General features: G+C 52.3%; 20 protein-coding genes. 18 read left to right on the forward strand and 2 right to left on the reverse strand.

Annotation, left to right across the window (positions count from 1 at the left end; all coding sequences use genetic code 11):
* Positions 1 to 2 precede the first annotated feature (2 nt).
* Both DXC57_RS05975 and DXC57_RS05980 read left to right on the forward strand, forming a co-directional pair.
* Entirely contained in the window at positions 3 to 893 is an 891-nt protein-coding gene (locus DXC57_RS05975; RefSeq protein WP_118651595.1) for a DMT family transporter, read from the forward strand.
* A 137-nt stretch (positions 894 to 1,030) separates the two neighbouring features.
* A complete protein-coding gene (locus tag DXC57_RS05980) occupies positions 1,031 to 1,840 on the forward strand; it encodes a hypothetical protein (protein ID WP_118651597.1) in 810 nt (269 codons plus the stop codon).
* Between the two features lie 293 nt (positions 1,841 to 2,133).
* Here the strand turns inward: DXC57_RS05980 and DXC57_RS05985 are convergent, their stop codons facing one another.
* A complete protein-coding gene (locus DXC57_RS05985; protein ID WP_118651599.1) occupies positions 2,134 to 2,844 on the reverse strand; it encodes a response regulator in 711 nt (236 codons plus the stop codon).
* 1 nt (position 2,845) lies between these two features.
* Positions 2,846 to 4,111, reverse strand: coding sequence for a DUF4118 domain-containing protein (locus tag DXC57_RS05990; RefSeq protein WP_118469030.1), 1,266 nt, complete (start codon positions 4,109 to 4,111; stop codon positions 2,846 to 2,848).
* Between the two features lie 295 nt (positions 4,112 to 4,406).
* Between DXC57_RS05990 and DXC57_RS05995 the strand changes: the two genes are divergently transcribed.
* The 16 genes from DXC57_RS05995 to DXC57_RS06070 all read left to right on the forward strand — a co-directional run bounded on the left by DXC57_RS05995 (position 4,407) and on the right by DXC57_RS06070 (position 23,776).
* Entirely contained in the window at positions 4,407 to 5,279 is an 873-nt protein-coding gene (locus DXC57_RS05995) for a methionyl aminopeptidase (protein WP_118651601.1), read from the forward strand.
* 424 nt (positions 5,280 to 5,703) lie between these two features.
* Positions 5,704 to 6,645 (forward strand): AEC family transporter, encoded by a 942-nt coding sequence (locus DXC57_RS06000; RefSeq protein ID WP_022358670.1) that lies wholly within the window; start codon positions 5,704 to 5,706, stop codon positions 6,643 to 6,645.
* 337 nt (positions 6,646 to 6,982) lie between these two features.
* A complete protein-coding gene (locus DXC57_RS06005) occupies positions 6,983 to 7,291 on the forward strand; it encodes a hypothetical protein (RefSeq protein WP_107000830.1) in 309 nt (102 codons plus the stop codon).
* A 19-nt stretch (positions 7,292 to 7,310) separates the two neighbouring features.
* The gene (locus tag DXC57_RS06010) at positions 7,311 to 9,326 is read left to right on the forward strand and encodes a V-type ATP synthase subunit I (protein WP_118651603.1); all 2,016 of its coding nucleotides are present in this window, start codon (positions 7,311 to 7,313) and stop codon (positions 9,324 to 9,326) included.
* Between the two features lie 2 nt (positions 9,327 to 9,328).
* Positions 9,329 to 9,796, forward strand: a complete 468-nt coding sequence (locus tag DXC57_RS06015; protein ID WP_118651605.1) for a V-type ATP synthase subunit K — start codon at positions 9,329 to 9,331, stop codon at positions 9,794 to 9,796.
* Between the two features lie 45 nt (positions 9,797 to 9,841).
* Entirely contained in the window at positions 9,842 to 10,435 is a 594-nt protein-coding gene (locus DXC57_RS06020) for a V-type ATP synthase subunit E (RefSeq protein ID WP_118469034.1), read from the forward strand.
* A gap of 27 nt (positions 10,436 to 10,462) precedes the next feature.
* Positions 10,463 to 11,437, forward strand: a complete 975-nt coding sequence (locus tag DXC57_RS06025; RefSeq protein WP_118651607.1) for a V-type ATPase subunit — start codon at positions 10,463 to 10,465, stop codon at positions 11,435 to 11,437.
* A complete protein-coding gene (locus DXC57_RS06030) occupies positions 11,430 to 11,750 on the forward strand; it encodes a V-type ATP synthase subunit F (RefSeq protein WP_022358664.1) in 321 nt (106 codons plus the stop codon). Before DXC57_RS06025 ends, DXC57_RS06030 begins: the two co-directional genes overlap by 8 nt.
* A 24-nt stretch (positions 11,751 to 11,774) precedes the next feature.
* Complete coding sequence (locus tag DXC57_RS06035) at positions 11,775 to 13,544, forward strand: V-type ATP synthase subunit A (protein ID WP_118651609.1); 1,770 nt, start codon at positions 11,775 to 11,777, stop codon at positions 13,542 to 13,544.
* Positions 13,545 to 14,918 carry a V-type ATP synthase subunit B gene (locus tag DXC57_RS06040; protein WP_022358662.1) on the forward strand — a complete coding sequence of 458 codons (1,374 nt, stop codon included), beginning with the start codon at positions 13,545 to 13,547 and terminating at the stop codon, positions 14,916 to 14,918. It begins immediately after the preceding gene.
* Positions 14,919 to 15,031: 113 nt separating this feature from the next.
* On the forward strand, positions 15,032 to 15,703 hold the full coding sequence (locus DXC57_RS06045; protein WP_022358661.1) for a V-type ATP synthase subunit D: 672 nt from the start codon (positions 15,032 to 15,034) through the stop codon (positions 15,701 to 15,703).
* A gap of 331 nt (positions 15,704 to 16,034) precedes the next feature.
* A complete protein-coding gene (locus DXC57_RS06050; protein WP_118651611.1) occupies positions 16,035 to 17,276 on the forward strand; it encodes a family 10 glycosylhydrolase in 1,242 nt (413 codons plus the stop codon).
* A gap of 294 nt (positions 17,277 to 17,570) precedes the next feature.
* Positions 17,571 to 18,491: an NTP transferase domain-containing protein gene (locus tag DXC57_RS06055; RefSeq protein WP_022358659.1), complete on the forward strand. Its 921-nt coding sequence runs from the start codon at positions 17,571 to 17,573 to the stop codon at positions 18,489 to 18,491.
* A 130-nt stretch (positions 18,492 to 18,621) separates the two neighbouring features.
* The gene (locus DXC57_RS15445; protein ID WP_182457228.1) at positions 18,622 to 19,377 is read left to right on the forward strand and encodes a hypothetical protein; all 756 of its coding nucleotides are present in this window, start codon (positions 18,622 to 18,624) and stop codon (positions 19,375 to 19,377) included.
* 335 nt (positions 19,378 to 19,712) lie between these two features.
* Positions 19,713 to 22,193 (forward strand): hypothetical protein, encoded by a 2,481-nt coding sequence (locus DXC57_RS06065; protein WP_118651613.1) that lies wholly within the window; start codon positions 19,713 to 19,715, stop codon positions 22,191 to 22,193.
* A gap of 290 nt (positions 22,194 to 22,483) precedes the next feature.
* On the forward strand, positions 22,484 to 23,776 hold the full coding sequence (locus DXC57_RS06070) for a UDP-N-acetylglucosamine 1-carboxyvinyltransferase (protein ID WP_022359474.1): 1,293 nt from the start codon (positions 22,484 to 22,486) through the stop codon (positions 23,774 to 23,776).
* The last annotated feature ends 23 nt before the right edge of the window (positions 23,777 to 23,799 follow it).

Raw genomic sequence — 23,799 nt, forward strand, 5'->3', positions numbered from 1 at the left:
ACATGGTAGAAAATCATCCGGACAGCCGGAAGCAGGAGTATCGGGGAATTGCCTGCCTGGTGCTGTCTGCGTTCTGCTTTGCGCTGATGAGCATGTTTGTACATTTGGCGGGCGATCTGCCATCGATGCAGAAGAGCTTTTTCCGCAATCTGGTGGCGGCGCTGGCAGCGGTTGTTTTGCTTTTGCGGGCGGGAGAGCCGTTTCGTATCCGCAGGGAAAATCTGCCGTATTTTCTGATGCGGTCAATTTTCGGTACGCTGGGAGTCCTGTGTAACTTTTATGCGGTGGATCATCTGGTGCTGGCGGACGCATCGATTCTAAATAAAATGTCACCGTTTTTTACAGTGCTGTTCAGTTGGCTGATCTTAAAGGAAAAGGTTATGCCGATTCAGTTTTCGCTGATTTTCGGTGCGTTTCTCGGCAGTATATTTGTGGTAAAGCCGACATTCTCCAATCTGGCACTTGTGCCGTCACTGTTAGGCTTTTTCGGCGGAATCTGTGCTGGCGCGGCGTACACGATGGTGCGGAAACTGGGAGAGGCAGGAGAAAAGGGACCGGTAATCGTGCTGTTTTTCTCGGTATTTTCCTGTGTGGTTGTGCTGCCGTGGCTGGTTTTTGGCTATCATCCGATGACCTGGCAGCAGGCGGGGATCCTGCTTTTGGCGGGCTGCGCGGCGGCGGGCGGACAGTTTGCGATCACGGCGGCATACCGCTATTCCCCGGCGAGCCGTATTTCCATCTACGATTATTCGCAGCTGATCTTCTCGACGATGCTCGGTTTCTTCATCTTCGGGCAGGTGCCGGACGGCTGGAGTTTCCTCGGATATGGAATTATCTGTCTGATGGCAATTTTCATGTTTGTGTATAACAATCGGAAGGAAAAGTGCCCGTAGATACGCTTTACAAGCGTTGTCAAATTATATATACTGGAGATAAAGCCGGTGTGAGTTCCATGTTTCAGAGAATAAAGTTCTGGAATAAAGTGGATTGCCGACATGGTTCGAAAAATGGTTTACAGGAGGGAATAGGAATGAAAAAATTAGCAACCGCACTTGTGAGTGCAGCAGCCATTATGACAATGTCAACAACCGCATTTGCAGCTGAAAATCCGGCGGAAGTATTTGACCGGGTGATGGAGAAGAACAATACGATTCAGTCTGTGGAGATTCAGAGCGGCGTCCATTCGGTCGTACTTGCAAGGGATGTCATTCCGGACGGTCAAATGAAGGTTGATATGGCGATGCACGCAGAGATGGATATGCAGGATGCCACCGATCTCAAGTACCTGGCACAGGTTGCGTCCTCGATGCTGGGACAGGACAGCTATTCGCAGGTCTTTTATACGGACGGCTACTATTACGTAGATTCCAACGGTGTCAAGCTGAAATACCCGATGCCGCTAGAGCAGATCGTATCCTCCATCCAGACCGGAGTCACCACCAGCAATATGGAATCAAGCTATATGAAGGGAATCTCCTTAAACGAGGTCAATGGAAAACGTGTGCTGGCATATGAGGCCAATACAAAGAAGCTAAACAAGAACGTCAAAGAAGCCCTCGGAACCGTGATGAACACACTCGGCACCGACACCAATCTGGACATGAACATCCAGGAAATGAAAGGTGCTTACGTGCTGGATGATAATGATTACATTATCTATATGACAAACTATATCGTATACAACATGGAAGTTCTCGACCAGCCGATGACCTGCATTACTCTGATGGAGACCGAAGTCCAGAACCCGGGCGAGCCGGTCGTAGTGACCCTTCCATCCACGGATGGCTATGAAGACTTAATTGGTTTATACGATGGAGTCATTGAAAGCGAAGTAGAATAAAAAACAGACAAAAACAAAAATAGACAATCAAAAGCCAGCCGAGCAAAGCAAAGGCTGGCAGGAAAAAGCGATCCATAACATAACAAGAGGAAAGTGGCGTCCGGGAATCTGTAGAGCCAGCGTTCCAATTATCGATTGTACGCATCCCACGCCAGCTGTCCGGCTGGGGCAGACATTTTTGTCCGATCCAGACGAACAGATGTAGCGAAAGCAAGCGAACAATGATAATTGGAGACGCAGGCGGCGCAGATTCCCGGACGCCTCTTTCCGCATCACGACAATCAATCTATCTATTACTGCATCTCATCCTCAATCATCCGATATCCAATCCCAATCTCTGTAAACACATACTGCGGTTCCGCTGGATTCTGCTCCAGTTTCCTTCGAATATGTGCCATATTCACGCGCAGAATACTGTTATCATCGTCCGCATACGGCCCCCAGATATTCGAAATAATCGTATCATACGTCATGACCCTGCCGGAATTCTGTGCCAGCAGGGAGATAATCTTAAACTCGATCTGCGTCAGATGGACATCCTTTCCATCAACCGATACCAGATGTTTTTCAAAATCGATCGTCAGTCCCTTTGCATGGAATGGGCGCTTATAAAGCGGAGAAGCTGTGTTTAGGCGGTTGCTGTGGCGCAGGGCAGTCCGGATGCGCGCGAGAAGCTCGGAGGTGCCGATCGGCTTGGTCAGATAATCATCCGCGCCAAGGTCGAGCGCACGTACCTTTTCCTGTTCCTGCGTGCGGGCGGAGAGGACGATGATCGGGACGCTGGACCAGGTGCGGACCTGGCGGATGATCTCTATGCCGTCCATGTCTGGAAGCCCCAGGTCGAGGAGAATCAGATCCGGGCACTGGGACGTGATGATCGGAAGTGCTTCTTTTCCCGTGTGTGCGGTGGAAATGCGGTAATCCTGTGCGGACAGGGAGGTGGAGATGAAGTCGCAGATGTTTTTTTCATCTTCTACTAATAAAATAGAAAGTTTATGTGTCATGTTATTTGTCCTCCTTTGGAAGGGTAAAGTAAAATTCGGCACCGCGCGTGTGGTTGATTGCCTTGATTTCGCCGCCGTGGGCGAGAATGATCGTTTTACAGATGGAAAGCCCGATTCCCATGCCCTTTCGTCCATCCGGCGAAGTGCTGGTCGTGGAAGAAGAGCCGTCAAAGATGGTTGCCAGCTTCTCCGGCGGGATGCCGACGCCGTAATCGCGCACGTGGAAAATCGCATAGTCGGAAAGTGATTCCACATAGCACTCGATCGGCTCGGTGCTTTCAGCATGGACAACGGCATTTTCCAGCAGGTTGATGAGAACCTGTTCGATGAGGACGGCGTCCATCGGGACCATCAGGAATTCCTCCGGCACGCGCACATGGATATTGGCATCTGGAAGTCTCTTTTTTAAGCGGATCATCGCCTCGGAGAGAACTTCCTCGACCGGTTCTGAGGTCTTAGTTACCTTTGCCGTCTCATTGTTGATACGCGTGACGGAGAGCAGGTTTTCAACCATGTTTAAGAGCCAGTTAGAGTCCTCAAGAATATGGCGTACCAGCGCATTTTTCTCAACCTCCGGGAGGCTGCTGCCATTTTCCAGATATACGGTACTGGAACCGATGATGCTGGTAAGCGGGGTGCGGAGGTCATGGGAGATTGCCCGCAGCAGGTTCGCCCGCATCTTTTCTTTTTCCGCTTCCATCAGCATCTTTTCACGTTCTGCCAGCACGCGCGCCTGTGTTTTCATGTTGCTTGTGATGGCGCTTGTAATGCTGGAAATTGAAAACATTGCCACGAAGGTAATCGGATAGCCGGCCATCGTGAAATCCAGCGCGAAATACGGATACGTGAACAGAAAATTGACGCAGACAACGCCGACAAAGGAGGAGAACAGACCGAAGCTGTATCCGTCCGTAAAACGCGCTACCAAAAAGACCGCCAGAATGTATGTTAGCGCGATGTTGGCAGTCGGATTTTTGAGCGCATGAAAAAAGCAGAACGCGATGATCGTGGCGGTACCCATGAAAAACAGGGTAAGTCCCCAGCTCTGTATGTATGTCGGAAGCGCACAGAATTTTTCAACGATCGGGCGGGTCCGGAACCAATTTTTTAAGGCGTCAATTTTGTGTGGATATGTTTCGCTGCCATTGGAAGTGCTGGTATCCGGAGAGTTGGGTTCGGCTGAACCTTGAAGGCTGCTGGCTGATTCTGTTTTCAGGAAAGTTTCATTGGAAGTTCCAGAAACAGAAGGTTTACTTGAATGTTTCATTTAAATAAAGAAAGTCTCCTTTCAAAAAATTCATATGGATGTTTCTATTATACAATGTTTCTTCTGAAAAATAGAGAGGAAGACTGTTAAAAAGTTGAAAAAATCGTGAAAATTTGGGATAAAAACAGTAACACAATTATTGAGAATCTGGCTGGATAAGGGCGATTTCATTGCATTTTCAGCGTCGGTGTGTTAAACTCCAAACAGTCTCCCGAATGAGGGAAGCAGGCTGACCCGCCTGTTAGAGAGTGACAAACGGGCTGCCGGAGTGCAGGGCGAAAGGAATGAAAATAAGATGAAAAAATTAGGAAGAAATGATCTGTGCTGGTGTGGAAGTGGAAAGAAGTACAAACATTGCCATGAGGCATTTGATGAGAGGCTGATGGAGGCGGCGGATGCCGGACACCAGATTCCGGATCACGACATGATCAAGACCCCGGAGCAGATCGAGGGGATCCGCGAGAGCTGCAAGATCAATGTGGCAGTTCTGGACTATGTGGCTGAGCATATCAAAGCTGGCGTCACAACCGAGGAGATCGATCAGTGGGTATACAATGAGACGACCCGCATGGGCGGAATTCCGGCGCCGCTTGGCTATGAAGGATTCCCGAAGAGCGTGTGCACATCCATCAATGATCAGGTCTGCCACGGCATTCCGTCAGCGGATGTCGTATTAAAGGATGGCGATATCATCAACGTGGATGTTTCGACCATTTATCACGGCTATTATGCGGATTCTTCCCGTATGTTCTGCATCGGAAATGTCAGCCCGGAACATAAAAAACTGGTGGACGTTGTCAAAGAGTGCGTGGAATTAGGTCTGGAGCAGGTAAAACCGTGGGGCTTCATGGGCGATATGGCGGAAGCGGTCCAGAAGCATGCGGAAGAAAATGGTTATTCTGTGGTTCGAGAGATCGGTGGTCACGGCGTTGGTATCGAGTTCCATGAGGATCCGTGGGTTGGCTATATTGGTCAGAGAGGCACCGGCATGATGTTTGCACCGGGCATGATGTTCACGATCGAGCCGATGATCAACGAGGGAACCGAGGAAGTATTCGTGGACGGCGATGACGACTGGAGTGTATACACGAAGGATGGAAAAGCATCCGCCCAGTGGGAGATTCAGGTGCTGGTAACCGAGGATGGCCATGAGGTGCTTTCCTGGTAGTTTGCAGAGTACATAAAAAGAGACGGCGTCAAACCGTCTCTTTTTTGTACCCAAGGTGGGTGTTCTTCACAGCCGAAGGGGGATAAAAGACTGCGAAGAAATATCTATATAAAGGAAATTGTTGTTAGTCGAGCCAGATAACAATTGCGCGCATTTCTTAGTGCCATCTGCCTCATTGATGTTATGCCATTATAATACTGGATAATTGTGTCCATATTTTGACCAATATCTAAAATAAATCTAAACGAGTATTACATAATTCGAAACTTTTTCGGAACTGTTTATGAGGCTGGCGCGCTTGAATTTTTCTTGTCGATTTCTTGGATGGGGTATATAATAAATCTGGTGATTAAAGGGGTGCGGCCTGACTGGATAGAAACCGCGTCCAGAACAAAGCAATTAAGAAGAAAGTGGCAGGAATTATATGGAAAATTTTTTATTTGCACTTAATACAGTCCTTCCGTTTCTGCTTTATATCGCATTTGGATATGGAGTCAGGATGTCGGGGCTGGCGGATGAGGATTTTATGAAGCGCCTGAATAAAGTGATCTTTCAGGCATTCTTTCCGATTCTGATGTTTAACAACCTGTATTCCATTCCGGAGGGAATGACATTAAATCTGCGTCTGGTGGCAGTCGCCATTATCAGCGTGCTGCTTTTGCAGGCGGTTCTGCTTGCTGTGGTTCCGCGTCTGGTAAAGGAAAATGAGCGGCGCGGCGTTATCATCCAGGCGATTTACCGCAGCAATTTTGTCCTGTTCGGCATTCCGCTGGCAACCAGCGTGTTCGGTGAGGAGGGAACACTGCTGGCGACGATGATGGTGGCGATCGTGATTCCGGTCTACAACATAACGGCGGTCGTGATTCTGGAATTGTTCCGGGGCGGCAAGGTCCCGGTTTTCGTTTTGATTAAGAATATCCTGAAAAATCCGATGATCCGCGGTGCGCTCATGGGCTTTATCTTCCATATGTTGGGGATTAAACTTCCGGTTTCTGTGGAAGGACCGATCAAGCAGTTTGCCAATCTGACAACGCCGCTGGCACTGTTCGTACTGGGCGGAACGCTGCATTTCAATGCGATCGGCGGCAATTTGAAATATGTGGTTCCGTCGATGACCGTCAAGATGGTGATCCTGCCGGCAGTGATTCTGGCGGTTGCGACGCTGCTCGGCTTTTCCGGTGTGGAACGTTTTGTTTACTTTGAAATGTACGCGACTCCGGTTGCGACGGCGTCCTATGCGATGGCGCAGAACATGGGCGGCGACGGCGAGCTGGCGGGACAGTTTGTCGTGCTGAGCACGGTCGCCTCGGTTGTGACGATCTTTTTGTGGGTCTATTTCCTTAATTCGATCGGATGGCTCGCATAAAAATAAATATATAATAGGGGACTGCCAGACAGTGGTTTGTGGAAGAGCAACAATTGTCTGGCAGCTTTTTTTGTGGAAACAAACACAGTTTTTCATGAGAACCGAAATTTTTTTTCATAAATTAAGATGTATGTATAATCTTTTCAAAATTAAAACATTTAATAGACAAAACTGATTGAAAAAGTTATAATAGTATACAAATGCGAGAAAACTTATTTATTTTCCATGTGCTTTTGATGCTTCGAATCAGCGAATTGTATGGAATGGGAGGATGTGAAACATAATAAGGATATTGCATTATTGTTGAAAAAAAATTAGGGGAAAAGGTGGTGGTTCAATGATCAAGGAGACGATCCAGGCGGTCGAGGACGCAGAGGCGAAGGCATCGGAACTGGTCGCGCAGGCTTCGGAGGATGCACGCCGCGTTAAGGCGGAGGCGGAGGCAGAAGCGGATCGAATGCTCGCAGATGCACAGAAAAGGGGGAAAGAAGCAGCTGTGAAGCAGGAAGAAGAACTGACTCTCAGAGGGGAGGAGTACGTAAAACAGGCACTGGCAGAAGCCGAGGCGGAGTGTCAGACGCTCAGAGAGACGGCGGACAGACGGAAACCGGAGGTGGTTGACCGGCTCATAGCGGAACTGGTCTAGTGAATGGAGGGATGTAGATATGGCAGTATTGCAGATGCAAAAGCTATGTATCTGTGCCCTGAAGAAGGACCGTAAGTCCCTGATGGAGTTTCTGCAGGCTGCCGGAGTGCTGGAGCTCTCTGCGGAGGCGGAGCCGGACGAGGTATTTAAGCGGACGGACACGCTGGAGGATCGGCAGAAGTTTGAGCGGAATGCGGCGACGGCGGACCGCGCATTGGAAGTGCTTGCCGCGGTGGTTCCGGAGGAAACATCGATGCTTGCTGGGCTTGCCGGAAAGCCGCTTGCAAAGGCAGGCGCGTACCGGGAGACGGAGGCGAACGCAGAGGCACTTTTAGGTCAGGCGGAACGCATTTTGAACCTGCAAAAGCAGATCGCGGAGGAAAAGACTGCGGCGCTTAGACTGCTGGCGGAGGCGGAAAGCCTGAAACCGTGGCAGAAGCTGGAGATTCCACTTGCGTATCAGGAGACGAAACGGTGTGCTATCTTAGCTGGCGCGGTCGGTGGAGGCGCTTATACGCAGGAAGAAATTTACGCTTCGGTGGCAAAACAGGAGCCGCAGCTTGAAAAATGGGAGCTGGAGGTTGTCGGAAGCGACGCCGACCAGACCTGCATTGCGGTAATTTGCCTGAAAGAGGACGAGGAGAAGCTGGAGACAGCACTCCGGTCGATTGGATTTGCCCGTCCGGCGCGTCCGGTGGAGGAAGTTCCGGCAGCTTACGCCAAGAAACTCAAAGCGCAGGCGGCAGAGCATGAGGGACGCGCGGCAGCGACGGAAGAAGAACTGAAACAGTGCGCTCCGGCGCGGGAAGATTTGAAATTGTTATCCGACTATTACCGCCTGAGGGCACAGAAGTATGAGGCGCTCGGCGAGATCTTACAGTCGGAAAAAACGTGTATGATCACGGGATTTATCCCGAAGCGCGATGCGAAAGGACTGGAGGAGAAGCTGAATAGCCGGTTTGAACTTGCAGTGGAAAGTTCGGATGTGCCGGAGGATGAGGAAGCACCGGTGCTTCTCTCCAACGGAACCTTCGCGGCGTCGGCGGAGGGCGTGACCGCGTCCTTTGGCTTACCGGCGAAGGGGGAGATGGACCCGACCGGCATCATGGCAGCGTGCTATGTATTTTTGTTTGGTCTGATGCTTTCAGATGCGGCATACGGATTTATTGTATTTTTGATGTGCTTCCTGGCACTTAAGAAATTTCCAAGGATGGAAGAAAACCTGCGGAAATCACTGCGGCTCTTTATGTACTGCGGACTTTCGACCCTGTTCTGGGGCGTCATGTTCGGCGGTTATTTCGGAGATGCGGTGGACATCGTGAGCCGGACATATTTTGGACATACGGTGACGATACCGGCGCTCTGGTTTGTCCCGCTAAATGACCCGATGAAGCTTTTGGTTTATTCGATGTTATTTGGCGTGATTCACTTATTCCTGGGGCTGGGACTGAAAGGATATATGCTCTTAAAGGATGGCAAGGTTGTGGATTTTATCTGCGACGTGGTACTCTGGTACCTCCTGCTTCTGGGGCTGATCCTGATGCTGCTTCCGACGGAACTGTTTGGTTCCATCGCGCAGATGAATATCGTATTCCCGCCGGTGCTTAATTCGCTGGCAAAGGGAATGGCGATCGTGGGCGCGCTGGGAATTCTGGTGATGTCGGCGCGCGACAAGAAGAATCCGATCCTGCGGCTGGCGCTTGGCGCATATGATTTGTACAATATTACCGGATGGGTGTCGGATGTGCTTTCCTACTCGCGCCTTCTGGCGCTCGGACTGGCAACCGGCGTTATCGCATCGGTTATCAACCAGATGGGAAGTATGGTTGGAAATAATGTATTTGGCGTGATTGTATTTATACTGGTATTCTGCTTTGGACACCTGTTTAACCTGGCGATCAACCTGCTCGGCGCGTATGTGCATACCTGCCGTCTGCAGTACGTCGAGTTTTTCGGAAAGTTCTATGAGGGTGGCGGAAAGGCGTTCCGTCCGTTTAAGCAGATAACAAAATACGTGGAAATCAAGGAGGATTAAATATGAGCGGAATTGTATTTGCATTGTTGGGAGTTGCAGTGGCGGTTATTCTTGCAGGTATGGGTTCAGCCTACGGCGTAGGCGTGGCAGGTCAGGCAGCAGCCGGAGTCGTAACCGAGGATCCGGATAAATTCGCGAAGGTGCTTCTGCTCCAGCTGCTTCCGGGTACCCAGGGTATCTACGGTCTGCTGGTTGGTTTCATCGCTCTTTCTAAGATTGGTCTTCTTGGCGACGGCGCTGACATGAGCATGTCGATCTCCCAGGGACTCTTATATCTGGCAGCATGCCTTCCGATCGGCGTGGTTGGTCTGGTATCGGCGAGACATCAGGGAAGAACGTCGGTTGCTTCCATCGGTATCGTAGCGAAGAAACCGGAACAGTTTGGTAAAGCGATGCTGTTCCCGGCGATGGTTGAGACCTATGCGATTCTGGCACTTCTGGTTTCGATTCTGGCAATCAATGCACTGTAATCTGGCACGGCGGAAAGAATCAAAATCAGTTAAGGAGTGAAGCGTATGAATGGATTAGATAAGATTATTGCTCAGATCCTTGACGATGCAAAGCAGGAATCGCTTGCGATTCAGGAAAAAGCAGCCGGCGAAGCGGAGACGACCCTTGCGGCAGCCGGTGAAAAGGTAAAAAAGCTGGAGGAAGAGCAGGCGAAATCGGCGGCGCAGCGTGAAAAAAGCTATGAGGAACGGCTTCGTTCTTCGGCGGCGCTAAAGAAGCGCCAGGCGATCCTTGCGGCAAAGCAGGCGATCATCGAGGAAATGCTTGCGGCGGCACACAAGGAGCTGCTGGCAAAGCCGGATGAGGCGTATTTTGCATGGATGGAGCAGCTTCTTTCCCGGTTCGTGACGGATCGAGCAGGAGAAATCTATGTTTCAAAACGTGATTTAGAGCGGATGCCGGATGATTTTCCGGCAAAGATAGAGAAGACGGCGCAGGAAAAGGGCGGAAGCCTGGTACTGAAAAAAGAACCAAGGGAGATCGACGGGGGCTTTGTTCTGGTGTATGGCGGTGTCGAGGAAAATTGTTCTGCCGGGGCGTTGTTTGCGTCGCAGCGGGATGAGCTGGCGGACAAGGTACATGCGATGCTGTTTGGATAACGGCGGGAGAAGGTAAGGAGGGCTTATATGTCTGATACAAAATATGCCTACGCGGTCGCCCGGATCCGGGCACTGGAAAATGGGCTTTTTTCCTCCGCACAGATTGAACAGCTGCTGTCCGTAAAAAGCTACGAGGGGGCACTGCGTTTCCTGACCGAACACGGCTGGGGGGATGCAGATACACCGCTCAGCGCGGAGGCGATCCTGACCCGGGAGAAGACGAAAACCTGGGAGACGGTCCGCGACCTTTTGAAGGGCGACGACGCGATCCTGGCAGTGCTTTCCTACGGGGATCTCTACCACAATTTAAAGGCGGCGATCAAGGATGCGGCGGCGCCGGGCAGCCACGGCAATGTCTATTTTGACGACTGCGAGGTGGACGGCGTGCGGATGGCGAAGATCGTGGCGGAGAAGGACTGGCAGGCGCTTCCGGAACATATGCGGGAGGCGGCGAAGGAAGCCAGCGAGACATTTCTGCACACGGGCGACGGGCAGCTTTGCGATATCATTGTTGACCGGGCAGCGCTCGCAGCTATCTATGAGTGCGGAAAGAATGCGTCCGACGCGATCATCCGCGATTATGCCGAGACGACGGTCGCGGTGGCGGATATCAAGATAGCGGTGCGATCCCAGAAGACAGGAAAACATTTGGATTTTATGCGGCGCGCGATGACACCGTGCGATAGCTTGAATATCGAGCGCCTGTCACAGGCAGCTCTTGGCGGCGCCGGCGCGATCTGCGAGTATCTGGAAGGAACCCGCTATGCGGGCGGCGCGCAGGCATTAAAGGAATCGCCGTCGGCGTTTGAGCGGTGGTGTGACAATCAGTTGATCGAGACGATCAAGCCGCAGAAATACAACCCGTTTACGGCGGGACCGCTGGTTGCCTATGTGCTGGCGAAGGAAAATGAGATTAAAACGGTCCGTATCATCCTGACCGCCCGTCTGAACGGTCTTGAGGAGGAACAGATTCGGGAAAGGATAAGGGAGATGTATGTATAAGGTTGCAGTAGTCGGAGATTACGACAGCATCTACGGATTTGCGGCGCTGGGACTGGAGACATTTCCGGTGTCCGATGTAAAAGAGACGGAGAAAGTATTTCTGGAACTGGCTTCTGGTTCCTACGCGGTGATCTATATCACCGAGGCGGCGGCTGCCGGGATTGAGACAGCCATCGACCGCTACCGGGAACAGCCGCTTCCGTCTGTGATCCTGATTCCGGGGATTTCCGGGAATACGGGAAAAGGCGTGGAGTCGGTCAAGCATTCGGTGGAACAGGCAGTTGGATCGGATATTCTGTTTGGAGATGCATGATAGAAAGGTGGGTGAAACCTTCCAATGAGCAAAGGAACGATAAAGAAGGTAGCAGGACCGCTGGTTATCGCCAGCGGGATGCGGAATGCCAATATGTTTGACGTCGTCCGCGTCAGCGACGAACGTCTGATTGGCGAGATCATAGAGATTCACGGAGATGAAGCGTCGATTCAGGTATATGAGGAGACTTCCGGTTTAGGACCTGGCGAGCCGGTAGAGTCGATGGATGTGCCGCTTTCGGTTGAACTGGGACCGGGACTCCTGACGAGTATCTACGATGGAATCCAGCGGCCGCTGGACGATATCATGAAGGAGACGGGCAGCAACAACTTAAAGCGCGGCGTTGAGGTTCCGTCTTTAAAGCGTGATAAGAAATGGCAGTTTGTGCCGACCGTGAAAGCGGGCGACAGCGTGGAAGCAGGCGACATCATCGGTACCGTGCAGGAGACGCTGATCATTGAGCATAAGATTATGGTGCCGTATGGTGTAAAAGGTACCGTCAAAGAGATCAAGAGCGGTGAATTTACGGTGGAGGAAACTGTAGCGGTCATTGAGACGGAAAACGGCGAAAAAGAGCTTACAATGATGCAGAAATGGCCGGTTCGGCGCGGACGTCCGTACCAGACGAAGCTGCCGCCGGTAAAACCGCTGATCACCGGACAGCGTGTCGTTGACGCATTCTTCCCGATCGCCAAGGGCGGCGTGGCAGCCGTACCGGGACCGTTCGGAAGCGGCAAGACCGTCATCCAGCACCAGCTGGCGAAATGGGCGGAAGCGGACATTGTTGTTTACATCGGCTGCGGTGAGCGCGGCAACGAGATGACGGATGTTTTAAATGAGTTCCCGGAGTTAAAGGATCCAAAGACCGGGCACTCCCTGATGCAGCGGACCGTGCTGATTGCCAATACTTCGGATATGCCGGTAGCAGCCCGCGAGGCATCGATTTACACGGGTATCACGATCGCAGAGTATTTCCGCGACATGGGTTATTCGGTGGCACTGATGGCGGATTCCACCTCCCGATGGGCGGAGGCACTGCGAGAGATGTCGGGACGTCTGGAAGAGATGCCGGGCGAGGAAGGTTATCCGGCCTACTTAGGAAGCCGTCTGGCACAGTTCTATGAGCGTGCCGGTCATGTCATCTGCCTTGGCAGGGACGGACGCGAGGGCGCGCTGTCCGCAATCGGAGCCGTATCCCCGCCAGGCGGCGATATTTCCGAGCCGGTTTCCCAGGCGACGCTGCGTATCGTCAAGGTATTCTGGGGACTCGATTCAGCGCTGGCATACAAGCGCCATTTCCCGGCGATCAACTGGCTGACCAGCTATTCCCTGTATGTGGACAATCTGGGAAAATGGTTTGATGAGAATGTATCGGATGAGTGGATGAGCTGCCGCCAGGGTCTTATGAGCCTTCTGCAGGAAGAGGCAGAGCTGGAGGAGATCGTAAAGATGGTCGGCATGGATGCACTGTCCCCGATCGACCGCCTGAAAATGGAAGCGGCGCGCTCGATCCGTGAGGATTTCCTGCATCAGAACTCCTTCCATGAGATTGACACGTATACACCACTGCAGAAACAGTTCCGCATGATGAAGCTGGTGCTGGCGTTCTATGAGCAGTCGAAGAAAGCGCTGGAAGGCGGCGCTTCCATCCAGAATCTCATCAAGATGCCGGTGCGCGAGCAGATCGGACGTTTTAAATATACGAAGGCAGAAGACGTGGAGAAAGAGTATCAGGCGGTCCTCGATGAACTTGCGAAAGAGGTTGCCGATGCGGCTGGAAAGGGGGCATTCTAAATGCCGAAAGAATATAGAACCATACAGGAGGTTGCAGGTCCTCTGATGCTGGTGCAGGGCGTGGAAAATGTTACCTATGATGAGTTGGGCGAGATCGAGCTGGCGAGCGGCGAAAAGAGACGCTGCAAGGTGCTGGAGATCGACGGCGGCAATGCGCTGGTACAGCTTTTTGAGAGTTCCACGGGTATCAACCTTTCAAATAGTAAGGTGCGTTTTTTAGGCAGAACGATGGAGCTTGGCGTATCGGAGGATATGCTGGGACGCGTCTTTGACGGTCTGGGCAATCCAATCGACGGCGGTCCGGAGATCCTGCCGGAGGAACGCCGCGATATCAATGGTCTGCCGATGAACCCGGCGGCGAGAAGCTATCCGCAGGAGTTTATCCAGACGGGTGTTTCCGCGATCGATGGTCTGAATACACTGGTCCGCGGTCAGAAACTGCCGATTTTCTCGGCGTCCGGTCTGCCGCATGCGAATCTGGCAGCCCAGATTGCGAGACAGGCGAAGGTGCGCGGCACGGACGAACCGTTTGCCGTTGTCTTTGCGGCGATGGGTATCACCTTTGAGGAAGCGCATTTCTTTACCGAGAGCTTTAAGGAGACGGGCGCGATCGACCGTACCGTCCTGTTTATCAACCTGGCAAACGATCCGGCGGTTGAGCGTATCGCGACCCCGCGTATGGCGCTGACGGCTGCCGAGTATCTGGCATTTGAGAAAAATATGCACGTTCTCGTTATCCTGACGGATATCACGAACTACGCGGATGCGCTGCGAGAGATTTCGGCTGCCCGCAAGGAAGTTCCGGGGCGCCGCGGTTATCCGGGTTATATGTACACGGATCTTGCATCCCTGTATGAGAGAGCCGGACGCCAGAGAGGCAAGAATGGTTCGATCACGATGATTCCGATCTTAACCATGCCGGAGGATGACAAGACGCACCCGATCCCGGACTTAACCGGATATATTACCGAGGGACAGATTATCTTAAGCCGTGATCTGTACCGCAAGGGCATCACACCGCCGATTGACGTACTTCCGTCGCTGTCCCGTCTGAAAGATAAGGGAATCGGCGAGGGCAAGACGCGTGCCGACCATTCGAACACCTTAAACCAGCTCTTTGCGGCGTATGCGCGCGGCAAGGAAGCGAAGGAACTCATGGTGATCCTGGGCGAGGCGGCATTGTCCGATGTTGACTTAATCTATGCAAAATTTGCGGACGCCTTTGAAAAAGAATATGTTTCCCAGGGCTACAATACGGACCGCGATATCGAGGAGACGCTGCGGATTGGCTGGAAACTGCTTTCCATCCTGCCGAGAAGCGAGCTGAAACGTATCGATGAGAAGTATCTGGATCTGTATTATGGGAAAGAGTAAAAATGCCTGTGCATGGCGGATGCGCTTGAAAACGAAAGTGGCGTGTCATAACGCGGCTGCGGGAGCTGGCGGATCTGTCGTGACAAAGTGATTGCAGGAGAGAGGTGGTACGCATGGCATCGACACAGGTCAACCCGACCCGAATGGAGCTTACGAGGCTGAAAAAGAAGCTGGCGACAGCCACGCGGGGACATAAACTGCTGAAGGATAAGCGGGATGAGCTGATGCGTCAGTTCCTGGATCTGGTCCGGGAAAATATGGCGTTGCGCCAGAAAGTGGAGGCGGGCATCCGGAGTGCGAATGTGAATTTCGTCATCGCTAAAGCCGGGATGTCCGAGCAGGCGTTAAATACCGCGCTTGCCGCGCCGAAACAGGCGGTTTATCTGGAAGCAGACAAGAAAAACGTAATGAGCGTCGATATTCCGGTGTTCCATTATAAGACCCGGACGGCGGATGAGAACGATATTTACTCGTATGGATTTGCGTTTACTTCGAGCGATCTGGACGGGGCAGTCAAGTCGCTGGCGGACATTCTGCCGGATATGCTGCGGCTGTCCGAGACAGAGAAAGCCTGCCAGCTCATGGCAGCCGAGATCGAGAAAACGCGCCGGAGAGTCAATGCGCTGGAACACGTAATTATTCCGGAGGCGCGCAAAAATATCAAATATATCACGATGAAGCTGGATGAAAATGAGAGAAGCACGCAGATCCGCCTGATGAAGGTGAAGGATATGATGCTGGAGGAGAAGCATCATTATAAGGAGAAGCGGGAGCTTTGTTCGTGATGATGAAAATGCCTCTTCTGGCGGCTTTAGGGCTGTCAGGGGAGGCTTTTTGCACATAGTTGTGAAAATGACGGGACGAGCCCACGAGGTTCGAACCGCCCTTTCGATATACCTTTGTTCGCGTGCTTTCACTACAGATGTTCGCCCATGACGGACTGCGTCCGTCCTGTTCGGACACCTGTGTTCAAGATGCGTACAAAGATATATGAAAGGCGGTTCGGACCTCGCGGGCTCGTCCCTGTGTATTGGAAAAATAAAAGAGACAGAAAAAAGTAAAGTATTTATTGGAAATATTTGGTAGAATAGGAGGAAATGAGGGGAGGAATTTTGCATGGCAAAGCAGGTACAGAGGGCGATCGGCTGGGTGGCAGCATTTCTTTTGGCGGTGGGGATGTTGTTCCTGCCGGTTTCGAAGGCGTATGCGGGTCCGGTATCGGGCGGCAGTCCTGGAAGTGGAGAGATGAGAGGTGTCTGGGTTTCGTATCTGGACTGGAATGGATGGGCGAAGGATGAGGCTGGATATAAGAAAGCGATGGATCAGACACTGGACCTCTGTGTACAGAAGGGGTTAAATGCGGTTTTCCTACAGGTTCGCCCGGATGGAGATGCGATGTATCCGTCACAGTATTTCCCGTGGTCGAAATTTGCCTCTGGAAAACAGGGAAAGAATCCGGGGTATGATCCGCTGGCATATGCGGTGCAGGCGGCGCATCAGCGGGGATTGCAGCTTCATGCGTGGATCAATCCGTACCGGATCACGGGGTATCTGAACCGTTATTCGGATCTGTGTGCGTCAAATCCGGCGATCGCGTGGGCGAAGGACGGGGACAGTTCGAATGACCGGTGGGTATTGTGCCAGAATGGTGAGTATTATTACAATCCGGCGATTCCGCAGGTGCGCCAGCTGATTATTGACGGTGTGAAAGAGATCGTGACGAATTATGAGGTGGATGGCATCCATTTTGATGATTATTTCTATCCGAATCTCGATGACAGCAAGGCGGAAACATGGTTTGATTATCCGGAGTACCAGGCGGGCGGCACATTGCTGAGTGTGGCGGCGTGGAGACGGAATAATGTCAATGAGCTGGTAAGGGGCGTTTACAGTGCGGTCAAGTCGATCCGTCCGCAGGCATTGTTCGGTATCAGCCCGGAGGGATATTTACAGAACCTCCGAAAAGATACCCGCCAGTTTACAGATGTGGATGCGTGGATGACCCAGAGCGGCTATGTGGATTACCTGATGCCGCAGATTTACTGGGGATTTGAGGCGAAGCAGAACGGCCAGGCAGCGGGCTATGCGTTTGCAAACTGCCTGAATGAGTGGGTGACGCTGAAAAAGAAGGGCAATGTGAAGCTGTATGTCGGTCTGGCGCTCTATAAGACCGGAACAGATGCAGTGGACGGCAACGAGGTGCCGGAGTGGCAGCGGTATCATGATATCATGAAGCGCGAGGTGCAGGCTGGACGGGCAACCGGACAGGTGAGCGGTTACTGCTTCTATGATTTATCGTCCCTGACGCGTGCGGCGGCAGCGGAGGAAGTGGCGAATGTGACGGCGCTGTTCCATTAAGTGCTCCCAGATAGTTACTGTTCACGCATACGTGCCCAGTAACGGAATTTGCCGTGGCTTCGCATTTAAATACTGCAAATTCCTGCTGCCACCACGTTTTCTTACGGCACTTTCGGTTCCCAAAGTGCCTACCCGTGAACGGTAACCATGATACCTTGTTGGGAAAATGGAAACCCCTGTGGATGATTGCAACCACAGGGGTTCTGTGCTATACTGGACATACGATTGCAGTAAAAATGTTGTTGTTTACATAATGTTCAGATGGCAGCAAATATACGGACGAGGAGAGGGAAGATGAAAAAAACAGCACTTGTCATTATGGCAGCCGGAATCGGAAGCCGTTTTGGCGGAGGGATCAAACAGCTGGAGCCGGTGGGTCCGAATGGGGAGATCATTATGGATTACTCTATCCATGACGCGCTGGAAGCTGGATTTGACCGGATTATCTTTGTGATCCGTCATGATTTGGAGGAGGACTTCAAAGAAGTGATCGGGAACCGGATTGAGAAGATTGCGCCGGTGACATACGCATTCCAGGAGCTTTCGGATGTACCGGAGGGATTCAGTGTCCCGGCAGACCGGAAAAAACCGTGGGGAACTGGACAGGCGATTTTGAGCATCCGCGGACTGGTCGAAGAGCCATTCCTGGTGATCAATGCGGATGATTATTATGGAAAAGAAGTGTTCCGAAAGATTCATACATACATGGTGGAACAGATGGACGTGAACGCACCGGTGTATGATATCTGCATGGGCGGCTTTATTCTGGCAAATACGCTCAGCGAGAACGGCGGCGTGACACGCGGCGTCTGTGAGGTGGGCGAGGGAGAGATTTTAAAACGCGTAACCGAAACCTACAATATCCAGAAGACAGCGGACGGCATGACGGCGACGGACAAAGAGGGGAATCCGGTTTCGGTTCAGGAGAACCAGCATGTATCGATGAATATGTGGGGACTCACACCGGGCTTTGTGGAGGAGCTGGAAAAAGGATTTCCAGAGTTTCTTGCGGGGCTGAAAGAGGGCGACGTGAAGTCGGAGTACCTGCTTCCGACGATCATCGATCAGATGATCCACGACGGGCGCGCAAGGGTGAAACTTCTGGAGACGCACGACTGCTGGTTTGGTGTGACCTACCGTGAGGATAAGGAGAGCGTGACGGAGTCGATCCGGGCGCTGATCCGTGAGGGCGTGTACCCGGAAAAACTGTTTTGATAATTTGAGGAACAGTTGATTCGGCTGTGCAGAGGATAACGTGAAAAACGGTACGTGAGAATAACATGATACGCATAAATCCTGCATAGGATACCATGTAAGCCTTGAATTAAGGGGGAATGGCAGTCCGATGCAGGATTTTGCATATTTTAAGAGTCTTTATCCGGCTGCATGTAAGCAGATGCAGCTTTGCGTGGAAGCGGTCTGTGATGAGCTGGAGTATGAGGGGAGTCCCATCTATGATGAATATCCGGATCGGATCTTTCTGGAAAAACTGACAAAACGGGCACTGGAAAAATGGCAGAAGGTTTATCCGGCTGCAACGGAAAGGACGGATACACTGACGACCTATATAAAGGCGGCGGACGTGGGCACCGTATCCACAGAAGAAGGAACGGCGATGGTGGAAAATTCCCTGAAAATAGATTCTCCTGGTGGAGAAAGAGAAGAGAATCTGGCGGGAACCAGCATACAGCCGCATCTTCCTGGAAATGATGTATGGTATGGACCACTTCGGGGCGAACAGAAGGGCGGAAACGCTGGATATATGGTGTGGGAGGCGGATGAGCCGAATCTGACCGCGCAGGAGCGCCGTCCATGGAGTCCGCCGCCGGGACCGCGCCCGGGAGGACCGGGAAATCCGTGGGGACCGCCGCCCCCGCCGCCGGGACCGCGCCCGGGAGGACCGGGGAATCCGTGGGGACCGCCGCCCCCGTCGCCGGGACCGCGCCCGGGAGGACCGGGGAATCCGTGGGGACCGCCGCCCCCGCCGCCGGGATCGCGCCCGGGGAGACCGGGGAATCCGTGGGGAGCGCCGCTTCAGGATTTTCTTCAGGTTTTATTAATGAATGAGCTGCAGGAGCGAAGACGGTGTCGGAAGTGCTGAAATTGCAATTTTCAGGTGTAAATTTTTTGAATTAAAATGCGGTAACATCCAGTTGTGACAACGAATTTTACCGATTTGGAAAAAGAACAATCGGGTTACTGGGCACGTATGTGTGAACAGTAACACAATCGGAGTTCTTACAAATCATAGAAATTCTGGAATTTGGAGCCTGCTTGTGTTATACTGAAACAAAGGCTGCCGCCGGGACAGATGGGTGCCTGCGGCAGTTTTTGGCGTGCATGACAAAACGGAAACAGTTCGGCGGGTAGATTTTCCTGTACCTGTGAAGATACGGAACTGGTATGGTGGAGCGATAAAAGGAATTGATTTGATATATGAAGAAAAACCTGAAAAAGATACTGATTTTACTGATCTTATTTGTGCTGGCAGTAGCCGGTTATTTTACCTGGTCCTGGATGCAGCTGCGGGAGGATGGGGCAGTCTATACTTCGATTGAGGACGCGAACCTTCCAGTCGCTTATGTGAATATTCTGGGGCGGCGGATGAACGAGCTGGACGGTTTCGTGGAGGACAGCCAGAAAGCGGCTGGACGCGGGGATCTGACGCTGCTTCCGGCAGACCGGAAACTGTCGGTGACGATCGACAAGCTGGACTCCCAGATTACGGGGATGCAGTATGAGATCCGCAGTCTGGACGGCGAACGTCTGGTAGAACGGACAACGCTTGACCACTGGGAACAGTCAGGGGAAGAGGTTTCTGCGGAGCTTCCGATCCAGAACCTTCTGACGGAGGAAAGCGAATACCGCTTAACGATTGCGATCACGACGGAAAAGCACCCGGCGATCTATTTTTACACGCGCGTGATGTGGCAGCAGGAGAGCCGTGTGCAGGAGATGGTCGATCTGGCGGTGTCCTTTTCTGAAAAGACGTTTGATTATGATTCAGCGAGGGAGCTGACGACCTATCTGGAGACGGATCCGAATGCGGACAACAGTTCGTTGGGACATGTGACGTTAAAAAGCGATTTCAGCCAGCTGACCTGGAAAGGGCTTTCGATGGAGCGGGTCAGCGAACCGGAAATTCATCTGCGGGAGCTGCAGGGCATCATTGGGACGATCGATTTAAAGTATGTTGTAAGTGAGATGAAGGATGGCAAGGCGGCTGCTTATTACGATGTGATCGAGAGCTTCACGATGAAGCTGGGCGCACAGCGCATCTACATGATGAATTATGACCGCCGCGCGGACCAGATTTTTACGGGGGAGAGCAGCGCCTATTCTGGCGACCGGATTCAGCTGGGGGTTTCGGATGCGGAGGATCTGCAGTCGATGCAGGATGAAGCGGGGAAATACCGTGCCTTTGTGGCAAACCGGGCGCTCTGGATTTATGATACAGGAAAAAAAGAGAGCACAAAGGTATTTGCGTTCCGCAAGAGCGAGAATGATACGAGGGTCAATTATGATACCTACGGAATCAAGATTCTGGATGTGAGCGAGGCAGGCCAGATTGATTTTGCCGTGTACGGCTATATGAGCCGCGGTAACCACGAGGGAACGACGGGAATCGCGCTGTACCGCTATGAGAGTGCGGGAAATGCCCTGACAGAGCGGCTGTATCTGCCGGCATCGACCGATTACGGCAACCTGCGCCAGGATATCAACCAGCTGTGCTACTTAAGCGGCGGGCAGACGTTGTATGTGCTGATGAACCATGCGGTTTACAGTGTCGATCTGACGGGAAAAGAGTACATGGTGGTGGCAGATGGCCTGACGGAGGAAAATTTTGCAGTCAGCACGGATGCCTCCCGGATTGCGTGGCAGGATGGGGCGGATATTTACCGTTCGATCAAGCTGCATGTCATGAATCTGGAGACAGGCAAGAAGGATGAGATTTCCTTCCAGGAGCAGACCGTGATCCGGCTGATCGGCTTTGTCGGAACCGACTTAGTCTACGGGCTTGCCCATCCGAACGAGCAGCTTACGCTGGACGGACGCGTGACGGGGCTTCCGCTGTATGCGGTCGAGATCGTCGGCAGCAATATGGAGATGGAGACCCGCTATGAGAAGCCGGGCGTCAGCCTGGTGGATGTGCGGATTCAGGACAGCCGGGTTCATCTGTCGCGGATGCGCCAGATAGGAAGCGGCTATCAGCCGATGGAGGAGGATACGCTGGTCTGCAATGAGGAAGTGTCGAAAGATCCGCTGGATGGAATTGGCACGTTAAATGACAGCGCAAAGGGGCGTCTCTACTGCGTCAAGCTGGATGCGGGCAAGACGGCACGGAGCACGAAGGTGCATGTTCCGAAGCAGGTGGCAGCAGAAGAAAATGATGTGATTGTGCTTCAGAGCAATGGCGCGGCTGCACAGCGGATTTACAGTGCCTACAGCGAGGGACGCCTGAAAGGGTCGTATGCGGAATTTTCCAGCGCGGTGCAGGCAGCTTACGATGGCATGGGACTCGTAACGGATGAAAATGACCGGGTTGTCTGGGTGAGAGCAAATCGGAGCGATGCGAAGACGATCCGCGACGTCCAGAATATGGCGGGAACCGTCAGCCGCTATCTGTCGGATATGGCGGACGGGAAGACGACCTCCTCGGATGGCACTGAGTTAATCGACGCGCGCGGGCTGACTCTGAACCAGATTCTCTACTTTGTCTACGCGGGCATGCCGGTGGTGGCATATCTGGGAGACGGAAGCTATGGTCTGATCTGTGGATACGACGCGTACAACATTTCCTGTCTCTGGTATCCGGGCACGGAATTTGCCTACACGGATAAGATGGGACTCAACGATGCAGCGGCATTTTTCGAGGGAAATGGAGGCAATGATTTCATCTGTTTCCTTGCTAATTAAGGAGAAAACGGAAGTTACTGTTCACGGGGAGGCCCTTTTGGAACCGAAAGTGCCGTAAGAAAACGTGGTGGCAGCAGGAATTTGCCGTATTAAAATGCGAAGCCACGGCAAATTCCATTACTGGGCACATATGCGTGAACAGTAATAAACGGAAAGCCAGTGCTTTACAAATTGAGATGTTATGATATAATCATGTAGATAACATGATATAAATTTAAGAAAATATTAAAGATTTGAGGCGCCGTCTGGCGCGTGTAAGTATCGTAAGATAATAGATTTTGAGGTGCAGAATGGAACAATTTATTATGAAGGGCGGAAATCCGCTGGTAGGCGAAGTGACTATCAGCGGAGCGAAGAATGCGGCGCTGGGAATCTTGGCGGCATCGATTCTGACGGACGAGGATGTTTTAATAGAAAATCTGCCGGACGTGCGTGATATCAACGTGTTTCTGGAGGCTGTTTCGGAGATTGGCGCGATGGTAGACCGGATTGACCGGCACACTGTCCGCATCAATGCGAAGGGGATTCATGCGATCCATGTGGATGACGAGTACATCCGCCGGATCCGAGCTTCTTACTATTTTATTGGCGCCCTGCTTGGCAAGTATAAAAGCGCACAGGTTCCGCTTCCGGGCGGATGCAACATCGGCAGCCGTCCGATCGACCAGCATTTAAAGGGCTTCCGTGCCCTCGGCGCGAAAGTACAGGTGGAAAATGGCGCGGTGCTCGCACATGCGATTGATTTAGTTGGTACCCATATTTACCTGGATATGGTGTCGGTCGGCGCGACGATCAATATCATGATGGCAGCGACGCTGGCAGAGGGCGAGACGATCATCGAGAATCCGGCGAAAGAACCACATGTCGTCGATGTGGCGAACTTCTTAAACAGCATGGGAGCCAATGTCAAGGGTGCCGGAACCGACGTGATCCGCATCCGCGGCGTCCACAAGCTGCATGGAACCGAATATTCGATCATCCCGGACCAGATCGAGGCAGGTACATTTATGTGTGCGGCAGCGATCACCCGCGGCGATGTGATGGTACAGAATGTCATTCCGAAGCATCTGGAAGCAATTTCTGCGAAGCTTATCGAGATGGGCTGTGAGGTGACGGAGTTTGATGAGGCGGTTCGTGTTGTGGGACGCCCGAGCCATGTGCATACCGATATCAAGACACTTCCGTATCCGGGATTTCCGACTGATATGCAGCCGCAGATCACCGTGACACTGGCACTGGCAGAGGGAACCAGTGTAGTGACCGAGAGTATTTTTGAAAACCGTTTTAAATATGTGGACGAACTTGCCCGCATGGGTGGACGCATCAAGGTTGAGGGCAATACCGCGATCATTACCGGCGTGAAGAAGCTGACTGGAGCACAGGTGGAGGCACCAGATCTGCGCGCAGGCGCTGCCCTGGTCATTGCGGGGCTGGCAGCGGAAGGATATACGACTGTCGATGAGATCGGTTATATCCAGAGAGGCTATGAGCATTTTGAGAAGAAGCTGCAGGGACTTGGCGCGGTGATCGAGAAAGTCGATTCCGAGAAAGAGGCGCAGAAGTTCAGACTCAAAGTGGGCTGATAAAAAAGAATGCGGTGTCACAT

This window comes from Clostridium sp. TF06-15AC, assembly GCF_003481165.1.
Lineage (GTDB): Bacteria > Bacillota > Clostridia > Lachnospirales > Lachnospiraceae > Otoolea > Otoolea fessa.